Raw genomic sequence first — 17,053 nt, 5'->3', positions numbered from 1 at the left:
AAGCAGGGCGCTCAGCCCAGGTCGCCGACCATGCCGATCGACTTCATCAGCTCGCCATAGCGCGAGTTGTCCGCGGCCACGACCGTGCCGAACTGGGCCGGGGTTGCGCTGCGGCGCAGTTCGCCCGCGTTGGCCTTGAGCTGCGCGTCGAACACGCCGGCATTCTGCAGCGCGGCGACGGCGGCATGGAGCTTCTGGGTTAGCTCGGCCGGGAAGTTGGCTGGTGCAAACAGCCCGCTCCAGTTGTCGATGACAAAGCCGGGCGGCAGCGCTTCGGCCATGGTCGGCACGTCCGGGAAGAACGGCGAGCGCGCGGCGGCGGTGACGGCCAGCACGCGCACCTGCTGGTTGCGCACATACTGGGTCGCCGTGCCAAGCACCGGCATGCCGAACTGGGTCTGCCCGGTCAGCATGGCGGTGATGATTTCCGGCGCGCCCTTGTACGGGATGTGCACTGCGTCGCAGCCGGCTTGGTGGAGCATGGTTTCCACCGCCAGATGCGCGATGCTGCCCTTGCCGCCGGAGCCATAGTTGAACTTGCCCGGCGCTTTCTTCATGGCGGCGACCAGCTCGGCCGCGGTCTTGTACGGCGACGATGTGGGCACGACGAGCGCGGTCGGCCCGCCGGAAAGCGCGGTGATCGGCGTGAAATCGCGCGCCGGGTCGTACGGCATCTTGCGGTACATATGCACGTTGATCACGTGCGTGTTGGCGAGGATGCCCAGCGTGTAGCCGTCGGGCACGGCACGCCGCAGCGCGGTGGCGCCGATGATGCCGCCGGCGCCGGGCATGTTCTCGACCACCAGCGGCTGGCCGAGCTTCTGGCCAAGCTCCGCCGACAGCGTGCGGGCAGTATTGTCCGGCGTGCTGCCGGCGATGAACGGGACGATCAGCCGGATCGGCCGGTTGGGATAGTTGGCAGGGGCCGCGGCGCGGGCGGGCAGAAAGACGCTTCCCAGTGCGGCGGCGCCAGCGGTGGCGAGCCATTCTCGGCGGTTCATGCTAGGTCTCCGTGGTCTTGTTGTAGTGTCCTGATGCCGGCGGCGACCGTGCCGCCGGCACGGTCATGCCTGTTGCTGTTTCGGCGGCTGCGCCTGCTGCTGCAGCGGCTCCAGTATCGCGCGCGCGACGGTGTTGCGCTGGATCTCGCTCGTGCCGGTGAAGATGCGGAACATGCGCAGCTTGCGGAAGGTCTGCTCGACCGGATGCCCGCGCGTGACGCCCACGTTGCCGTGGATCTGTACCGCCTTGTCGGCCACTTCGAAACAGCGTTCCGAGACAAAGAGCTTGCACGCCGCGGCTTTCATGCGCAGATCGGCGCCGGCGTCTGCCAGTGCCGCGGTGTGCGCGATCATGCTTTCGCAGGCCCACAGCGCCGCGGCCATATCGGCGAGCATGTGCTGGATTGCCTGGAAGCGCGCGATCGGGCCGCCGAACTGGCGCCGCTTGCCGGCGTATTCCACCGACGACTCATAGGCTCGCATGGCCAGCCCCAGCATCGACGGGCAGTGCAGCAAGCGGTTCACGTTGATGCGCGACATGCCGAGCTTGAAGCCGTTGCCCTCGCCGCCAAAGATATTGGCGCGCGGCACGCGCACGTTGTCGAAGCGGATATCGCCGTCGATATGCTGGCCCGACATCGGCACGTACTCGTTGGTCACGGTCACGCCCGGCAGGTTCAGGTCGACCAGGACCGCGCTGATCGCCGGCGGCGTCGTGGTGGCATCCGTCACGCACATGACGATGGCGAAGTCCGCGAACGGCGCGCCGCTGATGTAGTGCTTGCCGCCGTTGATCACCAGCTCGTCGCCGTCGGCGGCCGCGGTGGTCTTGATGCTTTGCGCGTCGGAGCCGGAATGCGTTTCCGTCAGCGCGAAGCAGGTCGACTTCTCTCCGCGGATGACCGGCTCGAAGTACTGCTTCAGCTGCGCCGGCGTGGCGTACTTGAGCATGTTGCCCACGCGCGGCGGGCCGCCCAGGTCGCCCAGCACATGCGCGGCCAGCGTCGAGCCGCTGGCGGCAAGATCGGCCTTGAGCGCGCATTGCTCCTGGATATTCAGCCCTTTGCCGCCGAGCGATTCCGGCAGGCAGGCGGCATAGAAACCCAGTTCGTACGAGCGGCGCCAGACCTTGCGCAGCACTTCGCGCGGCCACGGGTCTTCGGAGCCGAGCCCCAGCTCGTGCTCCAGCGGGCGCAGTTCCTCGTCGATAAAGCGGCGGATGCCGGCGCGGGTTTCCACCAGCACGGGGTTGGTCAGGTGATCGAACATGGCGGGTCCTCTGCTAGTCAGTTGACGCGGCGCGCCACGCCTTGCCAGTAGCGTTCGCGCACGATCTTGCGGGCCAGCTTGCCGCTGGCGTTCTTGGGCAGTTCGGCGACAAAGTCGACCGAACGCGGCGATTTGTAGTCGGCGATGCGCTCGCGGCAGTGCGCGATCAGCTGCTGCGCGCTGGCCTCGCGGCCCGGGCGCAGCGTGACTACGGCCTTGACGCTCTCGCCCCAGGTGTCGTCGGGCACGCTGATGACGCAGGCTTCAAGCACGTCGGGGTGCTGGTACAGCGTGGCTTCGACCTCGGTCGGGTACACATTGAAGCCGCCGGAGATGATCATGTCCTTCTTGCGGTCGACCAGGTACAGGTAGCCGGCGTCGTCCACGCGTGCCATGTCGCCGGTGTGCAGCCAGCCGTCGACGATGGTCTCGGCGGTCAGCGCGGGCTCGCCCCAGTAGCCCTGGAACACGTCTTCGCCGCGGATCACCAGTTCGCCGATCTCGCCGGCCGCGACCTCGCGGCCATGTTCGTCGACCACGCGTACTTCGGTCTCGCCCAGCGCGCGGCCACACGAGGCCAGACGCTCGGGGTGGTTCGCGATCGCGTCGGCGTGGTCGGCGGTCGACAGGCGCGTGACGCCGGAGGTCGATTCGCTGGCGCCATAGCCTTGCGACAGGACCGGTCCAATGCGCTCCCACGCCTCGCGGATACGCGCCGGCGCCATGGGCGCGGCGCCGTAGGCCAGCGTCTTCAGGCTGGACAGGTCGGCCTGCGCCAGCGAGGGCTCGGCCATCAGCATGTTGATCATCGCCGGCACCATGAACACGTGCGTGATGCGCAGCCGCGCCACTTCTGCCAGGAAGTGCGCGGGCTCGAACTTGTCGAACAGCACCAGCGTCGCGCCCAGGTACAGGTAGGGCTGCATCAGCATGCCGGAGGCGTGCGTGACCGGGCCGATCAGCGCCAGCCGGTCGCCGGGGCGAGCGGGGCGGTCCATGCCGGCCACCATCTTGCGTAGCGCCGCCATGCGGTTGCCGTAGGTCTGCATCGCCGCCTTGATTTTGCCGGTGGAGCCGGACGAGAAGTGCAGCACCGCGAGATCGCTGGCAGCGGGCGCGATGTCCGGCGGCGTGGTGCCGGCGTTGGCCAGCAGTGATTCGTAGCCGACATAGCCTGCTGGTGCTTCACCGATGGCGATAAACGTTTCCACGCTGCCAAAACCCGGCGTGGCGCGCGAGTAGCCGGTGTAGCCGGGGCCGGCGATCAGCACGCGCGGCGTGCAGTTTTCGACCACATCACTGGCTTCCGTGGCGGTAAAGCGCGGATTCAGCGCCGCCTTGACCAGGCCGGCTTTGTACAGCGCGCACTCCAGTTCCACCAGCTCGGGCCGGTTGCGCGCCTGCACCGCGACGCGGTCGCCGCGCTGCAGCCCGAGCGCCAGCAGCGCGTTGGCCAGGCGGCTGGAGCGCTCTTCCAGCTGGCGGTAGGTCACCACCTGATCCTGGTAGAGGATGGCGGGCTGGTCGCCCCAATAGCGCGCGGCGCGGCGCAGGAAGTACGCGAAACTCATGCTGTCTCCGTGATGCGAATGGTGTTGTGCTACGGCTCTGCGCCTAAGTCTGTAAGATGACGCCCATCACCACAATGCGGCGCTGGATATAAAGCCATAACCATCAGGAATGTGAGGCAATGGAGACGCGGGACCTGGAATACATCCTCGCCGTGGCCACGCACGGCGGCATCGGCAGGGCGGCGGAGGCCCTCGGGATCAGCCAGCCGGCCCTGACCAAGGCGGTGCAGCGGGTGGAGGCGCAGGCCGGGCTGCCACTGTTCGAGCGGACCGCCAACGGCATGACCGCCACTTACGCCGGCGCGCGTTTCCTGGAGCGGGCGCAGCGCATCCGGCTGGAATACGAGGACGGCATCAAGGAAATGCTCGGCATCCGCACCGGCGAGCAGGGCGTGCTGCGGGTGGGCTATTCGCCGTCGATTCCGGGCGGCGTGATCCTGGGCGCGTGCCAGCAGCTGATGCGCGAGCGCCCGGTCGCGCGGCTGCGCTTGCGGCGCCGACTGGCGCGGGACGTGCTGGACCTGCTGGCCGCGGGCGAGCTCGATCTCGCGGTGGCGCCGGTGCAGGCGTCAACGGACTTTGCGGTGGAGCCGCTGTTCGACGACCGGCTGGTAGTGGTAGCGGACCAGGGCCACGCGTTGTTGCGCCGGCGCAAGCTGCGGCTGGCGGACCTGGCCGACCAGGAATGGCTGCTGCCGGAGGGGCATATCACGCTGCGGCAGCAGGTCGACGCCGCCTTCCGCCAGCGCGGCCTGCCGGCGCCGCAGCCGCGTGTCGAGATCGATTTCGGCAGCCCCTCGCTGTTCGCGCTGATGCAGGGCACGCAGATGCTGAGCATCGCCAATGCCGGCGGGGATGCCATGCAGCACGGCCTGCGCGCGCTGCCGCTGGAAGTCGAAGAGCTGGACCTGCGCCGGCAAATCGGCGTGCTGACCCGCGCCGGCGCGTACCTGTCGCCGCTGGCGCAGCGCCTGACGACGCTGCTGCGCGAGCACAGCTGCTGAGCGCCCTGAAGGTTATTGCAGCGGAATCTTGGCCACCGTCGCCAGCCGCTTCCAGCGCACGATCTCGTCCTTCTGGTACTGCAGCATTTCCGCCGGCGACGACAGGATCAGCCTGGTCGACTGGCGCGTGTAGTACTCGCGCACGTCGGGCGCGTTGCCGGCCTGCGTGAACAGGTCCTGCAGGCGCTTCACCACCGCCGGCGGGGTTTTGGCGGAAATCGCGGCGGCCACCCAGTTGTAGGCCAAAAAATCCGGCAGGCCGGCCTCGACGATCGACGGCACGTCCGGCAACAGCGGCGAGCGCTGCGGCGCGGTATAGGCCAGCGCCCGGATCTTGCCGCCGCGCACCAGTTCGATCGCGCCGGTGGCATCGACCACGGCAAAGTCCACGTTGGCCGCCATCACGCCGTTGATCGCATCGCCAGCGCCCTTGTACGGCACCGGCGTGGTCTTGATCCTGGCCAGCTCGTTGAGCCATTCGCTGTACAGCGTGTACGAGATCGAGCCCGTGCCGTAGTTGAGCGCGCCGGGCCGCTTGCGCGCGTCTTCCAGCAGTTCCGCCAGCGTGCGGTAGGGGGAACCGGCCGGCACGATGACCACGCACGGCCCGCGCGACAGCAGCGTGATCGGCGCGAAATCCGTCAGCGGGTCATACGGCAGCTTGCGGAACGTGGCGGCATTGGTCGACAGCGTGGAATTGCTGCCGATGAACACCGTGTAGCCGTCCGCCGGCGCGTTCAGCGCGGTCTGCACGCCGATAAAGCCGTTGCCGCCGGGCTTGTTCTCGACCACCACGCCCTGTCCGGTCAGCTCGCCGATCTTCCTGGCGAACATGCGCGCGGTGGTGTCGGTGCCGCTGCCCGCCGGGAACGGCACGATAAAGCGCATCGGGCGCGAGGGAAAGGCATCGTCGGCAGCAAACGCCGGCAGCGGTGCGATGCCTGCCAGCGCTGCGGCGACGAGGCCCAGGAAGCGGCGGCGCGAACGGTAAGGCTGTTGCATGGTGTCTCCTTTCGGTCGAAAAAGCCCGGCGTGTTCCCGCCGGTGCAAAGTGGTCAGTAGATCAGCGGCGCAGGCCGAGCAGGTCGCGCGCGATCACCCAGCGGTGCACTTCGCTGGGCCCTTCGTAGATCCGCATCAGCCGGGTCTCGTTGGCCATCTGCTGCAGCGGCAGCTCCTTGGTCATGCCCATCGCGCCAAAGGTCTGCATCGCCTGGTCGATCACTTCCCACGCCATTTCGGTGGCGAAGACCTTGATCATCGAGACCTGCGTGCGCGCCTCTTCGCCGGCGTCGATGCGGCTGGCGGCTTCGTAGGTCATCAGGCGGCAGGCGTGGATGCGCGTGGCGGCCTCCGCCACCCACCACTGGATCGCCTGGCGCTGTGCCAGCGGCGCGCCGAACGTCTGCCGCTGCGGCGCGTATTCGCAGATCATGTCGAGGGCGCGCTGCGCCCGGCCGATGCACCATGCGGCCATCTGCACGCGGCGCGTGGACAGGCGTGCCTGCATCGGCGCAAAGCCCTGGCCTTCGGTGCCAAGCAGCTGCGTGGCGGGGACGCGGCAGTCTTCCAGAACGACTTCATAGGTGGAATGGCCGCCGATCATCGGGATGCGGCGCTCCACGCGCAGGCCGGGCGTGCCGCGCTCGACGATGAAGGCCGAAATGCCGCCGCGCGCGCCCGAGGCCTTGTCGGTCACGGCCATCACGATGGTCCAGTCGGCGCGCGCCGCGCGGCTGATCCAGATCTTGCGGCCGTTCAGCACCCAGTGGTCGCCGTCGCGTTCGGCGCGTGTGGTCATCATGGCCGGGTCGCCGCCGGCGCCGGGCTCGGAAATGGCGATGGCCGATACCGTTTCGCCGCGCGCATACGGGTCCAGGTAGCGCTCGCGCTGGGCGTCGTTCGCGGTCAGCATCAGCATGCGCAGGTTGGGCGAATCCGGCGGCAGGTCATAGGGCGTGATGGTCTTGCCGAGTTCCTCGTTGACGCCGACCATCGCTACCACGGGCAGGTCGGCGCCGCCCATCTCGGCGGGCGCGTCCAGTCCCCACAGGCCCAGCTCGCGCGACAGGCCATCGAGCCGCGCCTGTTCTTCCGGCAGCAGAGCGTGCTGCCCGCCCCCGGCCTCGCGGGCCAGCACCGCCGGCTCCAGCGGGATTAGCTGCTCGCGCACAAAGCGCGCGACCAGGTCCTTGAGCATGCGGTGTTCTTCGTCGAGCTGGAAATTCATGCGTGTCTCCTTGTTATTCCCGAGCGCCGGCGGGTGTGCCGGCATGCGCGGCGGGCAGGGTGATGCCGGCTTCCTGCAAGACCTCGGCGGTGTGTTCGCCCAGTGCCGGCGCATGCCGGCGCAACGACAGCGGCGTGGCCGAGAAGCGCGCGGCCGGGCGCACTTCGCGCAACGCGCCTTCGGTTGGGTGCTGCGTGGCCTGGAACAGGCCCACGGCTTGCAGGTGCGGATGGTCGACCAGCGCATCGAGCCCGTAGATCGGCGTGGCGGGGATGTCGAGCGACTCGAACAGCGCCATCCATTCGTCGGTGCTGCGCTCGGGCGTCAGTTCGGCCAGGTGGCCGTACAGCGCGCGGATATTGGCATTGCGCTGCGCGCGGTCGCCGACTTCGTAGCGGTCGGCAAGATCGTCGCGGCCGACCGCACGGAAGAAGGCTTGCCAGTGGCGTTCGGTATAGGGCAGCGCGCAGATCCAGCCGTCGCGCGTCGGCGCGGGGCGGCGGCCGCCTTGCAGCAGCCGCGCATAGCCCGCGCCGGCGGGAGCGGGCTCGAAGGTCAGGCCGCCCAGGTGCTCGGTCATCACGAAGGCGGCCATGGTCTCCAGCATCGGCACTTCGACCGACTGGCCCACGCCATGGCGCTCGCGGTGCAGCAGCGCGGCCAGCACGGCATTGGCCAGCGCCAGCCCGGTGGTCTTGTCGGCGATCAGGCTGGGCACGTATTCCGGACGCTCGCCATTGCCCGCGCCCAGCGCCACGAGTCCGCAGCCGGCCTGGATGATGTCGTCGAAGGCGGGCTTGTCGCGGTGCGGGCCGTCCTGGCCGAAGCCGGTTGCGACGCAGTACACGATGCGCGGGTTGATGCGGGCGACTGCCTCGTAGCCAAAGCCCAGCCGCTCGATCGCCGCCACGCGCATGTTGTGCACCAGCACGTCGGCACCGGCGATCAGCGCGCGCAGCGCTTCGGCTCCCTCGGGGGTCTTCAGGTCGAGCACGACCGAGCGCTTGTTGCGGTTCAGCGCCAGGTAGATCGAGCTCATGCCGGCGTGCTGCGACACGCCGTTGGCGCGCATCAGGTCGCCTTCCGGCCCTTCGATCTTGATCACGTCGGCGCCAAAGTCGGCCAGCACCTGCGTGGCCAGCGGACCGAGCACGACCGCGGTCAGGTCCAGCACGCGGATGCCGTCGAGCGGGCCGGCGGGCGTGGCAGGGGTGTGTTGTCCAGGCACGGTTGGCTCCTTAGCGGCGGTGGAACACCGGCGTGCGGCGCTCGGCCATCGCGGCCACGCCTTCGCGGAAATCCTCGCTGCGGAACTGCCCGCGCTGGACGGCCAGTTCGCGCTGGTTGACCTCGGCGATGCGGTCGGCCAGGCCCTCGCGCAGCGTGGCGCGCGTGGTTTCCACAGCCAGCGGCGCCGAGGCGGCGATTTCCTGCGCCAGCGCCATGGCGCGGTCGTTGACTTCGGCCTTGGCCACCAGTTCGTCGGCCAGGCCGATGGCGACGGCGTCGGTGCCGGAGATGCGGCGGCCGGTGTAGAACAGCAGCGCGGCCTGCTGCTCGCCGACCAGCCGCGGCAGCGTCACGCTGAGGCCGAAGCCGGGATGGAAGCCCAGCCGGTTGAAGTTGGCGCTGAAGCGTGCCTCGGCGCAAGTTACGCGGAAGTCGGCCACCAGTGCCAGGCCCAGGCCGGCGCCGACGGCAGCGCCTTCCACCGCGGCGACGATGGGCTTGCGGTTGCGGTAGAGCTTCATCGCTTGTACATAGAAGCCGGCCGGGTCGTTGGCGATCTCGCCCTGGCCGGCGCCGCTGAAGTCGGCGCCCGCGCAGAAGGCGCTGACGCCGGAGGCCAGCACGATGGCGCGGCAACTGGCGTCGTCGTCCAGTGCCAGCAGCGTGTCCGCGAGCCGGCGCATCACGTCGGCATCGACAAAATTGTGCGGCGGACGGGACAGAACGATGCGGGCGACGTGGCCGTCGCGGCTGAGCTGGATATCGGCGGCGGATGACATGCGGGGCGCTCCTCTGTGTTGTGGGCCGGTGCAAGAGCCGGCGGAGCCCACAGTATTCGCGCTGCGGCGCGTCGCCGCTATACTCGGATTTCGCTTACTGAAATTATGCGGAGATGGCCCGGACAGCACCCGAAGCCCCCGAAGCGGTGTCGACGCGCCGCGTGACCCACCAGACCGGCCGCTTTACCCGCGATACCGCCGGCAGCCAGTCACTGGAACGGGGGCTGGTGCTGCTGCGCGCTTTCCGCGTCGGGACCACCAGCCTGACCAATGCGGAACTGGCGGCGCGCACCGGCCTGCCGCGGCCGACCGTCAGCCGGCTGACGCGCTCGCTGGTGGACGCCAGCTTCCTGCGCTACGACGTCAACGAACGCGCCTACCGGCTCGCGCCGGTGGTGCTGAGCCTGGCCGATGCCTTCCGCCATGCGAACCGCGCCGCGGAAATCGCGCTGCCGCTGATGCGCAAGGTGGCCGAGGCCGACAAGGTCAACGTGGGACTGGCGGTGGGCGACAAGCTCGACATGGTGTACCTGGCCTCGATCCGGCATAGCCTGGACAGCGTTTCGCGCACGCGGCGCGTGGTGCCGGGCACGCGCGTGCCGATGGAGCTGACATCGATCGGGCTGGCATGGCTGGGGGCACAGCCGGACGGCGTGCGCGAGGACATGCTTGAAGGCATCGCGGCGCGGCAGGGCGAGGCCTGGCCGGCCATGCGGGCGCGCGTGCTGCGGGCGATCGGGCAGTCGCAGCAACGCGGCTTTTGCACCGCCGCCTACCAGCAGGGGCATTTGCTGGCGGTGGGCGCGGCGTTCCGCGGCCCCGACCAGCAGCTCTATGGCCTGAACATCAGCTTCCCGTATTCAGCCAGCGAGCGCAGGCGCGACAACGCCCGCTATGCGGCAAAGCTGGCGCGGCTGATGGACGATATCCAGTCCGCGTGGCAGCGCGCCGGCGGCGGCTAGCGCCGGCTCAGTACACCGGCGCCATGCCGGCGGGCCGGTTCTTGAAACGGCGGTGGACCCAGTAGTACTGCTCGGGCATGGTCGCGATCTGCTTTTCCAGGAAGGCATTCATGCGGCGCGAATCCTCCTCCACGGAGCCGGACGGAAAGCCCTCCAGCGGGTCGAACACGCGCAGGCGATAGCCGCGGTAGTCGGGCAGCACTTCGGTAGTGAACGGGACCACGCGCGCGCCCGTCATGCTGGCCAGCCGCGAGGCCGACGTCAGCGTGCAGGCCGGCACGCCAAAGAACGGTACGAACACCGAATCGGTCAGGCCGAAGTCCATGTCAGCCGCCAGCATCACCGGGCAGCCGGCACGCAGCGTGCGCACCACCTGCTTGCCGCTGCCGCTGCGCGGAATCATCTCGGCGCCAAAGCGCCCGCGCTGCGCGCGCGCGATCTCCTCCAGCATCGGGCTCGACATCCTGGTGTACAGCGATGCGACCGGGTGGCGGATCGAATAGAACATGCAGCCGGCTTCGATGCCGACGAAGTGGAAACCCAGGAAGATGGTCGGTTGCCCGGTGCAGGTGGCCAGGTCGATGCGGCTGTCCAGTTCGATCAGCTTGTCCAGCTGCTGCGCATCGCCGAACCATTGCACGCCGCGCTCCAGGTAGCTGCGCATGACATGGCCGAAATGACGCCGTGCCAGCCGATGCCGGGCGGCTTCATCCATGTCCGGGAAACACAGCGCCAGGTTGGTCAGCACGATCCGGCGCCGGCGGCTGGGGATCTGGTACAGCAGCTTGCCGATGCCGTCTCCCAGGCGCGCGGTCACGCCGTAAGGCAGCGCGGCAAAGAATTTGAAGACAGCGACGACAAGTGCGGCCCGGAGCCGATGGGTCATGAGGATCCTGTGGAGCGATGGCGGCAGCGCGGCGTTCCGGCGCGCGGCTGCACAGCGATGATTGGGCGCCACGGCAGGTGGCGGACGAGGGCGGGCGGGGCGCGCGCGGTCGGCAAGAGCGAATGGCTGGCGGCCCGGCACGTCGATTGGGCAACGCCTGGCGCGCACGGTGTGCGCGCCGGAAACGTCGGAACGGGGACAAAGGCGCACAGTTGCGCTGGCCCGGTGCGAAGGGCGCACTGTAGCACGTTGCGCCAAGCTGGCTTGTACCGAGGTGTTACAACGTCGACAAAGTGTCCGCCACGCACCGGTGGCGGGGCATAGTCTTGGCGGCTGCGTTGTCGCACCGCTGAAGCGCTGCGCCCTCAGTGCTTCAGTTCGCCCAGGTAGTAGTTGATTTCAGCCAGCAGGGTGTCGTGGAATTCCGCCGGCAGGCCCCGGTCGTCGGTCAGCGCCAGCAACTGGTCGACGCGCACGCGGAAGCGCCGTTCCACCCCGGCCTGGGCTGCCGGCGGCAGCCCGGCGGCCAGGGCGGCGAGCAGTTCCCGTATCACCAGCAGGCGCGCGCCATACTGCACCATGGCATCGCCCTGGGTCTTGAGGTTGGTGGCCAGCAGGTCCGGGTTGGCCGGCGCCGCGGGCGCGGTGACGGCAGGCGCGGGCGGCACGGCAGGCGCGGGCGGCACGGCATGCGCTGGCGCCAGGTTGTGGGCATCGTTGGCGGCCTGGGAGGGCGCAGCGGCGCCGAGTATGCGGGACAGCAGGTTGATCCTGAACATCGGCGGGGCTCCCGAGGCAATCGTGAAGACCGCGTGCATGCGCGCGGCTGGCCGGTCTGGCTGGCTTGCCTATCTTGGGAGGGCGCGGCGGCGCTGACAGTGCGGCAGGAGACAATGCCTGCCACCGGCGCGCTCAGGCCACCGTGCTCGCGGCCGCCTTGCGGCCCTTGCCGGCCCGCGCGGGCGGCATGCACATGCCGCAAACGTAGTGCCGGCGCGGGCCATTCGCCTGGACGACGTAGTCGCCTGCGCAGCGCCGGCAGCGTGCCAGCTGCAGCATGCCGTTCTCGTGGAAGCGCACCAGCGTCCAGGCGCGCGTGAAGCTGAGTTCCGCGGTTTCCCCGGTGACGGAGAGCTGCTCCCGGTAGACGCGGTAGCCCGACAGTAGCGCGCGGATACCCGCCAGCCCGCCGGCGTCGCGCATGAAGCGGTAGGCATTGAGCAGCATCGACGCATGCGCATTGGGCCGCCACGTCACGAACCAGTCGGTCGAAAAGGGCAGCATGCCCTTTGGCGGCGATGTCCCGCGCAATTCCCTGTACAACCGGACCAGCCGCCCGCGCGGCAACGACAGCGCCGATTCCAGCACCTGCAGGCGCGCGCCCAGCCCGATCAGTTCGATGGCCAGCTGGGTCTGCTCCACGTCATGCAGCACGCTCCTGGCGGCGGACGGCGGGGTTGTGGCAGTGCGCAAATCCATCCTCTCCCGGGTTTGTTTTCGCTGAATTGCGATGGATTTTATGGACCTCCGTTTAGTTATGACTCTGATATGAATCAAGAGGCGCTTTCATGCCGGGCGTGTAGGAGGAGTGCCCACACGCTATAGGACGGACGCCTATTTTGCCGTGGCACCCATGCGCTACCCTTCAAGAACACGTAAACGACTCGGGAGCGACCCATGGCTGCGAACTTCCTCATCAGGCAGACGCCCCAAGGCTGGGAACTGACGGTCGAAAGTGCACGCAAGGGCCTGGTTCATTGCGAGGATCGGGAAGTCGCCGTCAATATCGGCAAAGCCGCGGCAAAGCGGCGTGGCGTCGGGCTGATCATGCAGGAAGACCAGGACGGCAGCGAATCCGCGCTGGACTTTGCGGAGTCACTCGCCGCCTGAGGCGATGCATCATCGGGATCCAGGCCGGGTCCCATGCAGGAACATCCGGGGTTTCTCCGGCATCGCAAGGATGCCTTACAAAGGCGGGCGCTTTTTACAGGGCGCCCGCCTTTGCGTTGGCTTGCGCCGGCGTGAACTGCAAGCCGCGCGCGGCCGCGCGACATGCCTGCCGCAGTGGAACGGAACTTGCGCCCTCAGGCAAGCGGTGCGGCGCCGCTGCATGCCGGCGCCGCAGTTTCCATTCCGCAGTTCCGATCGGCAGGAGACCAACCATGCATCCATTCCGGAATCAAGGCAGCAGCTCTTGGTGGCGCGACGAAGAGGCGCCGCACCGCGAAGGCGCGGACGACCCGCGCGGCTATGGCGAAGGCCGCTACGGGCAGTCTGGCGGGCCGGCCCGCGACTATGGCGAAGGGCGCTACGAAGGCCGCCAGCGCCATGGCGACGATGTGCGTGGGCAGGGCTATTACGGCAGCCGCCAGGGTGGCCGCGAAGACTGGCAGCGTTCCGGCCAGCGCGCGCCGTGGGACGAAGATGAAGCGTGGCGCGCCAGCGGCCCGGACCAGGGCGGAAACGTGCGCGACGAGTGGGGCGAAAGCCGCCGCGGCGGCCAGGCCATGACCGGGCGCCAGGGCGGCATGCCCTCGTACCGAAGCGAGTATGACCGGGGCGAAGGCAGATTTGGCCAGCCGTTGCGTGGGCGCGACCGCGTCGGCCCGAAGGGCTACCAGCGCAGCGACGAGCGTATTCGCGAAGAAATCTGCGAACGGCTGGCCCATGCGCGCCATGTCGACGTGCAGGACGTCGAGGTCGACGTGGAGGGCGGCGTGGTGCGGTTGAGCGGGAATGTCCGCGATCGCCACCAGAAATACTGCATCGAAGACATCGCCGACGACGTATTCGGCGTGCGCGAGGTCCATAACGGGATCCGGATGGGCGCGGCCGGGCCGTTCGGCGTCTCGGGGATTTCCGAGGGTGTCAGGGAGGCTGCAGGGGATATTCGCCGCACCGGGTCCGCCGCAGGCGGGCGCGGCCATGTCAGCGGCGTCAGCAGTTCGGGCAGCGCGACCGGGTCGAGCGCCAGCAGCTATGGCGGCGGCATGGAGGCGGGCAGCGGCGGCCCGGGTGCCGGCCGGGACAGCACCGGCGGCACGACGCGCATCTGATCTGCCACGTTATCTGCGATATGCGATGAGAAGGGGCGCGCCGCTGGCGCGGCCCCTAAGCCGTCTGGCTCAAGCGTCGCGGCGCGCTCCTCCTGCTGCTCCTTTAAGTGGTTCCTCCGGCGGCAAGCGTTCGTCTGCCTCGCTGCGCGGCTGCGCCATGCGGCGATGCCGCTCGGCGAGCACGTCGGCCGGCGTGACCATGGCAATCGCCGCACGCAGCTTGTTCTGCCACCCGGTGATGACCTCGCCTTCGCCGCGCATCATCGCATCGAAGCCGCTGCGTGCCACATCGGCCGGGTCGGCCTTCTTCTGCTGGGCGATCCTGGTGTCGAGCAGGTCGGCCCGCTCGAAGAACTCGGTCTCGGTCGCGCCGGGCATCAGGCAGGTCACGGTTACGCCGCTACCCTGCAATTCGTGCCGCAGCGCGTATGAAAACGAATCCAGGAACGCCTTGGTGGCGTTGTACACCGCCTGGTAGGTGCCGGGCGTGAAGCCGGCGATCGATCCCGTGATCAGGATGCGTCCGCTGCGCTGCTCGCGCATGCGCTGGCCCATGCGGTGCAACAGGTGGACTGTGCCCGTCACATTGGTTTCCAGCACGCGCTGGATGTCGGCAAAGTCCTGGTCCAGGAACGCGTGGCCGAGGCCGCGGCCGGCATTGGCGCAGAGCACGTCGACCCGGCGGTTATCGACGGCCGCGCACAGCTGCTCCACGCCCGCCGGCGTGGAGAGGTCCGCCACCAGCGCCTCCACCTGGGCACCCTCGTCGCGCAGTTGCGCGGCGGCCACTTCGATTTGCGGCTCATCGGCGGCGATGACGAGGTCATAGCCGTGCTGCACGCAGCAGCGCGCCAGTTCGTAGCCGATGCCTGACGAGGCACCGGTGACCACGGCAAGCAGGCCGGCGCGGGCCGGGGATGGGGAATTAGAGGGAGTATCAGCCACGATGGCCTCCGGGGACGGGCAGCGCAGGGCATTCTTACCGCCGCGTTGTAAGGTTTAGCCACACGTGGCGCCAGCCCGCAGTTGCCTCAGCCCACGCGCCGCCAGGCATGTATGCCGAACCAGACGCCCAGCAGTGCCACGATCGTCGCCAGCAGCGCCAGCGCCGCGCATGCCGCCGGGGCGAGCGAGCCGAACCAGGCAAAGGCATCGGTACGCCGCCACAGCACCCAGGCGAGCGTGGCGGCCATCAATACCAGGGCGGTCTGCGTCAGCGCCTCGACCACGCGCATGGGGCCGCGGGCGGTGCTGTCCAGGGGATCGCGGCGGGCTTCGGCCGCAGTGACTTCGGGATCTTCCATGGCGCTGCGCGCAGGTGCGCCCAGGGGGCGGATGACATGGCGGTGCAAATCCCGTTCCCGGACGGGAGTCACGCTGGCCCAGGCTCCAGGCCGGTCAGAACACGCCCAGCGCCACCCCTGCCGCCAGGCCCTCGCCCAGCGCCGCGCAGCGCGCCAGGTCGTCCGCTTCGATCTGCTTGGGGGCCAGGATGCGCTCCGGCGTCTGCGCGTGCGTGCAGACGATCAGGCCCGGCGCCACGGCGTTGAGGCGCCAGCCGGTGGCAATGCGCTCGACCTGGCGCAGTGCGTTCTGGCCATCGCTGCCGGCGCAGATCATGGTGGCGTAGGGGCGGCCGTTGATGCGGTCCAGCGCGGGGTAATAACAGCGGTCGAAGAAGTCCTTCATCATCCCCGCGATGGCGGCGAGGTTTTCCGGCGTGGCGAACAGGTAGCCGTCGGCGGCCAGCACATCGTCCGGGCCGGCTTCGGCCGCACGCTTGAGCACCACGGAGACGCCTTCCTGCGTGCGCGCGGCCGCGGCGGCGGCCTCGGCCATCTGGCGGGTGCCGCCGGTCATGGTGTGATAGACGATCAACAGCGTTTTCATGCTTGCGGGCAGGTCGGGGTGCGCGGATCACTGTAGCACGCCGGGCACCAGTGGCGACCTGGGAACTTTTACAACGCGCCGGCGGACTGACCGGCATGGGTGCCGGCGTTAAAATGTGGCGCCCGTGCAGTTTTTGCCCCCCGGTCCAGGAGTCTCCAAGATGCTTTCGCCGCGCTCGTCGCTTTCCCCGCGTTCCCTGTCCGCCGCGCTCGTGCTGGTGCTGTCGCTTGGCTGCGCGGCAACCGTGCAGGCCGCGCAGGCTGGGGATGAAGCGCCAAAGCCGCGCGGGCGCGACGAGGCCCCCGAAGCCCCGATCGCCTGCATGAAGGCCGTCAAGGCCGCGCTGCCCAACCCCGGCAGCTTCAAGTGGGTCGGCGCCAAGACCCGCAAGGTCGCGGAAGACGCGTACAGCGTAGTGGGCGACGTCGAGTACCTCGCGCAGGACGGCGCGGTGCGCAAGGCCAAGGTCCAGTGCGACGTCATGCGCGCGCCGGGCAACCAGTTTGTGGTGCCCAAGGTGCGGCTGCCGCAGTAAATCCGGCCGACAGCCCAGGCAGTGCCGCCTTTCGCGGTGTGCCGCAAAGAAATGTGGATGCTGTCCATTTCCTTTGCTAGTCTATGTGTACGGCATCCACAAATGCCCGTGCCGGGGATGGTGGCCGCAAACGCTAGGAGACCCTGAATGAAGACCGAAGCACAGAAGGAACACCGCTGGCTGCAACGGCTGGCGGGCGAATGGATGGCCGAAGGCGAGGCCGTGATGGAACCGGACCAGCCTGCGCAGAAGTGGCAGATCCCCGAGAGCGTGACCGGTATCGGCGAGCTTTGGGTGCAGGGCACGGCGCAGGGCGACATGCCGGGCTGCGGCCCCGCCACTACCGTGATGACGCTGGGCTACGATCCGGCCCGCAAGCATTTCTTCGGCACCTTTATCGGCTCGATGATGACCCACCTTTGGGTCTACGAGGGCGACCTCGATGCGGGCGGCCAGCAACTGACGCTGCGTGCCGAGGGACCGGACTGCTCGGGCAATGGCCGCACGGTCCAGTACCGCGATGTAATTGCCTTCAAGGATGACAACGAACGGACGCTGACGTCGTTCATGCAGGGCGAGAACGGCGAGTGGACCGAGATCATGAAGGCCACTTACCGTCGCAAGCGCTAGCGCGGCGCCC

Annotated in this window: 19 protein-coding genes; 6 read left to right on the top strand and 13 right to left on the bottom strand. The window is 68.7% G+C overall.

Going from position 1 to position 17,053, the window contains the following annotated elements; genetic code table 11:
- Positions 1-11: 11 nt before the first annotated feature.
- The 3 genes from E1J61_RS16980 to E1J61_RS16970 all read right to left on the bottom strand — a co-directional run bounded on the left by E1J61_RS16980 (position 12) and on the right by E1J61_RS16970 (position 3,841).
- Positions 12-1,001, bottom strand: a complete 990-nt coding sequence (locus E1J61_RS16980; RefSeq protein WP_133095207.1) for a tripartite tricarboxylate transporter substrate binding protein — start codon at positions 999-1,001, stop codon at positions 12-14.
- 63 nt (positions 1,002-1,064) lie between these two features.
- Positions 1,065-2,270: an acyl-CoA dehydrogenase family protein gene (locus E1J61_RS16975; protein WP_133095206.1), complete on the bottom strand. Its 1,206-nt coding sequence runs from the start codon at positions 2,268-2,270 to the stop codon at positions 1,065-1,067.
- Positions 2,271-2,287: 17 nt separating this feature from the next.
- Positions 2,288-3,841 carry an AMP-binding protein gene (locus E1J61_RS16970; RefSeq protein WP_133095205.1) on the bottom strand — a complete coding sequence of 518 codons (1,554 nt, stop codon included), beginning with the start codon at positions 3,839-3,841 and terminating at the stop codon, positions 2,288-2,290.
- A gap of 119 nt (positions 3,842-3,960) precedes the next feature.
- On the opposite strand from E1J61_RS16970, the gene E1J61_RS16965 reads away from it, so the two are divergent.
- The gene (locus tag E1J61_RS16965) at positions 3,961-4,845 is read left to right on the top strand and encodes a LysR family transcriptional regulator (RefSeq protein ID WP_133095204.1); all 885 of its coding nucleotides are present in this window, start codon (positions 3,961-3,963) and stop codon (positions 4,843-4,845) included.
- Between the two features lie 12 nt (positions 4,846-4,857).
- Here the strand turns inward: E1J61_RS16965 and E1J61_RS16960 are convergent, their stop codons facing one another.
- From E1J61_RS16960 to E1J61_RS16945, 4 genes are all read right to left on the bottom strand, one after another.
- Entirely contained in the window at positions 4,858-5,847 is a 990-nt protein-coding gene (locus tag E1J61_RS16960) for a tripartite tricarboxylate transporter substrate binding protein (protein WP_133095203.1), read from the bottom strand.
- 61 nt (positions 5,848-5,908) lie between these two features.
- Entirely contained in the window at positions 5,909-7,075 is a 1,167-nt protein-coding gene (locus tag E1J61_RS16955) for an acyl-CoA dehydrogenase family protein (RefSeq protein ID WP_133095202.1), read from the bottom strand.
- 13 nt (positions 7,076-7,088) lie between these two features.
- Entirely contained in the window at positions 7,089-8,303 is a 1,215-nt protein-coding gene (locus E1J61_RS16950; protein ID WP_133095201.1) for a CaiB/BaiF CoA-transferase family protein, read from the bottom strand.
- A 10-nt stretch (positions 8,304-8,313) separates the two neighbouring features.
- Positions 8,314-9,084, bottom strand: a complete 771-nt coding sequence (locus tag E1J61_RS16945; protein WP_133095200.1) for an enoyl-CoA hydratase/isomerase family protein — start codon at positions 9,082-9,084, stop codon at positions 8,314-8,316.
- Positions 9,085-9,197: 113 nt separating this feature from the next.
- Here E1J61_RS16945 and E1J61_RS16940 point away from each other — a divergent pair, with 113 nt between their 5' ends.
- On the top strand, positions 9,198-10,046 hold the full coding sequence (locus E1J61_RS16940; RefSeq protein WP_133095199.1) for an IclR family transcriptional regulator: 849 nt from the start codon (positions 9,198-9,200) through the stop codon (positions 10,044-10,046).
- A gap of 7 nt (positions 10,047-10,053) precedes the next feature.
- Here E1J61_RS16940 and E1J61_RS16935 read toward each other — a convergent pair whose 3' ends face one another.
- From E1J61_RS16935 to flhC, 3 genes are all read right to left on the bottom strand, one after another.
- Complete coding sequence (locus tag E1J61_RS16935; protein WP_133095198.1) at positions 10,054-10,932, bottom strand: lipid A biosynthesis lauroyl acyltransferase; 879 nt, start codon at positions 10,930-10,932, stop codon at positions 10,054-10,056.
- Positions 10,933-11,297: 365 nt separating this feature from the next.
- The gene (locus tag E1J61_RS16930; protein WP_133095197.1) at positions 11,298-11,711 is read right to left on the bottom strand and encodes a hypothetical protein; all 414 of its coding nucleotides are present in this window, start codon (positions 11,709-11,711) and stop codon (positions 11,298-11,300) included.
- A 133-nt stretch (positions 11,712-11,844) separates the two neighbouring features.
- Positions 11,845-12,411 (bottom strand): flagellar transcriptional regulator FlhC, encoded by a 567-nt coding sequence (flhC, locus tag E1J61_RS16925; RefSeq protein WP_133095196.1) that lies wholly within the window; start codon positions 12,409-12,411, stop codon positions 11,845-11,847.
- A gap of 198 nt (positions 12,412-12,609) precedes the next feature.
- Between flhC and E1J61_RS16920 the strand changes: the two genes are divergently transcribed.
- Together E1J61_RS16920 and E1J61_RS16915 are read left to right on the top strand one after the other, a co-directional pair.
- On the top strand, positions 12,610-12,822 hold the full coding sequence (locus E1J61_RS16920; protein WP_133095195.1) for a hypothetical protein: 213 nt from the start codon (positions 12,610-12,612) through the stop codon (positions 12,820-12,822).
- Between the two features lie 272 nt (positions 12,823-13,094).
- Entirely contained in the window at positions 13,095-13,988 is an 894-nt protein-coding gene (locus E1J61_RS16915; RefSeq protein ID WP_133095194.1) for a BON domain-containing protein, read from the top strand.
- Positions 13,989-14,057: 69 nt separating this feature from the next.
- Here E1J61_RS16915 and E1J61_RS16910 read toward each other — a convergent pair whose 3' ends face one another.
- From E1J61_RS16910 to E1J61_RS16900, 3 genes are all read right to left on the bottom strand, one after another.
- Positions 14,058-14,933: an SDR family oxidoreductase gene (locus E1J61_RS16910; RefSeq protein WP_243736903.1), complete on the bottom strand. Its 876-nt coding sequence runs from the start codon at positions 14,931-14,933 to the stop codon at positions 14,058-14,060.
- Between the two features lie 86 nt (positions 14,934-15,019).
- Positions 15,020-15,292: a hypothetical protein gene (locus E1J61_RS16905; RefSeq protein WP_063240779.1), complete on the bottom strand. Its 273-nt coding sequence runs from the start codon at positions 15,290-15,292 to the stop codon at positions 15,020-15,022.
- A gap of 94 nt (positions 15,293-15,386) precedes the next feature.
- Complete coding sequence (locus E1J61_RS16900; RefSeq protein WP_133095193.1) at positions 15,387-15,878, bottom strand: flavodoxin family protein; 492 nt, start codon at positions 15,876-15,878, stop codon at positions 15,387-15,389.
- Between the two features lie 160 nt (positions 15,879-16,038).
- Between E1J61_RS16900 and E1J61_RS16895 the strand changes: the two genes are divergently transcribed.
- Both E1J61_RS16895 and E1J61_RS16890 read left to right on the top strand, forming a co-directional pair.
- A complete protein-coding gene (locus tag E1J61_RS16895) occupies positions 16,039-16,413 on the top strand; it encodes a DUF2880 domain-containing protein (RefSeq protein WP_133095192.1) in 375 nt (124 codons plus the stop codon).
- Positions 16,414-16,560: 147 nt separating this feature from the next.
- Positions 16,561-17,043: a DUF1579 domain-containing protein gene (locus E1J61_RS16890; protein WP_133095191.1), complete on the top strand. Its 483-nt coding sequence runs from the start codon at positions 16,561-16,563 to the stop codon at positions 17,041-17,043.
- The last annotated feature ends 10 nt before the right edge of the window (positions 17,044-17,053 follow it).

It is taken from the genome of Cupriavidus sp. L7L (genome assembly GCF_004353535.1).
GTDB classification, from domain to species: domain Bacteria; phylum Pseudomonadota; class Gammaproteobacteria; order Burkholderiales; family Burkholderiaceae; genus Cupriavidus; species Cupriavidus oxalaticus_A.
This window is presented reverse-complemented; position numbering and strand designations above follow the sequence as displayed.

Bases quoted from the DNA above. Each gene is read 5' to 3' on its own strand.
- E1J61_RS16980 (WP_133095207.1), bottom strand. From the start codon at position 1,001: ATGAACCGCCGAGAATGGCTCGCCACCGCTGGCGCCGCCGCACTGGGA.
- E1J61_RS16975 (WP_133095206.1), bottom strand. From the start codon at position 2,270: ATGTTCGATCACCTGACCAACCCCGTGCTGGTGGAAACCCGCGCCGGC.
- E1J61_RS16970 (WP_133095205.1), bottom strand. From the start codon at position 3,841: ATGAGTTTCGCGTACTTCCTGCGCCGCGCCGCGCGCTATTGGGGCGAC.
- E1J61_RS16965 (WP_133095204.1), top strand. From the start codon at position 3,961: ATGGAGACGCGGGACCTGGAATACATCCTCGCCGTGGCCACGCACGGC.
- E1J61_RS16960 (WP_133095203.1), bottom strand. From the start codon at position 5,847: ATGCAACAGCCTTACCGTTCGCGCCGCCGCTTCCTGGGCCTCGTCGCC.
- E1J61_RS16955 (WP_133095202.1), bottom strand. From the start codon at position 7,075: ATGAATTTCCAGCTCGACGAAGAACACCGCATGCTCAAGGACCTGGTC.
- E1J61_RS16945 (WP_133095200.1), bottom strand. From the start codon at position 9,084: ATGTCATCCGCCGCCGATATCCAGCTCAGCCGCGACGGCCACGTCGCC.
- E1J61_RS16940 (WP_133095199.1), top strand. From the start codon at position 9,198: ATGGCCCGGACAGCACCCGAAGCCCCCGAAGCGGTGTCGACGCGCCGC.
- E1J61_RS16935 (WP_133095198.1), bottom strand. From the start codon at position 10,932: ATGACCCATCGGCTCCGGGCCGCACTTGTCGTCGCTGTCTTCAAATTC.
- E1J61_RS16930 (WP_133095197.1), bottom strand. From the start codon at position 11,711: ATGTTCAGGATCAACCTGCTGTCCCGCATACTCGGCGCCGCTGCGCCC.
- flhC (WP_133095196.1), bottom strand. From the start codon at position 12,411: ATGGATTTGCGCACTGCCACAACCCCGCCGTCCGCCGCCAGGAGCGTG.
- E1J61_RS16920 (WP_133095195.1), top strand. From the start codon at position 12,610: ATGGCTGCGAACTTCCTCATCAGGCAGACGCCCCAAGGCTGGGAACTG.
- E1J61_RS16915 (WP_133095194.1), top strand. From the start codon at position 13,095: ATGCATCCATTCCGGAATCAAGGCAGCAGCTCTTGGTGGCGCGACGAA.
- E1J61_RS16905 (WP_063240779.1), bottom strand. From the start codon at position 15,292: ATGGAAGATCCCGAAGTCACTGCGGCCGAAGCCCGCCGCGATCCCCTG.
- E1J61_RS16900 (WP_133095193.1), bottom strand. From the start codon at position 15,878: ATGAAAACGCTGTTGATCGTCTATCACACCATGACCGGCGGCACCCGC.
- E1J61_RS16895 (WP_133095192.1), top strand. From the start codon at position 16,039: ATGCTTTCGCCGCGCTCGTCGCTTTCCCCGCGTTCCCTGTCCGCCGCG.
- E1J61_RS16890 (WP_133095191.1), top strand. From the start codon at position 16,561: ATGAAGACCGAAGCACAGAAGGAACACCGCTGGCTGCAACGGCTGGCG.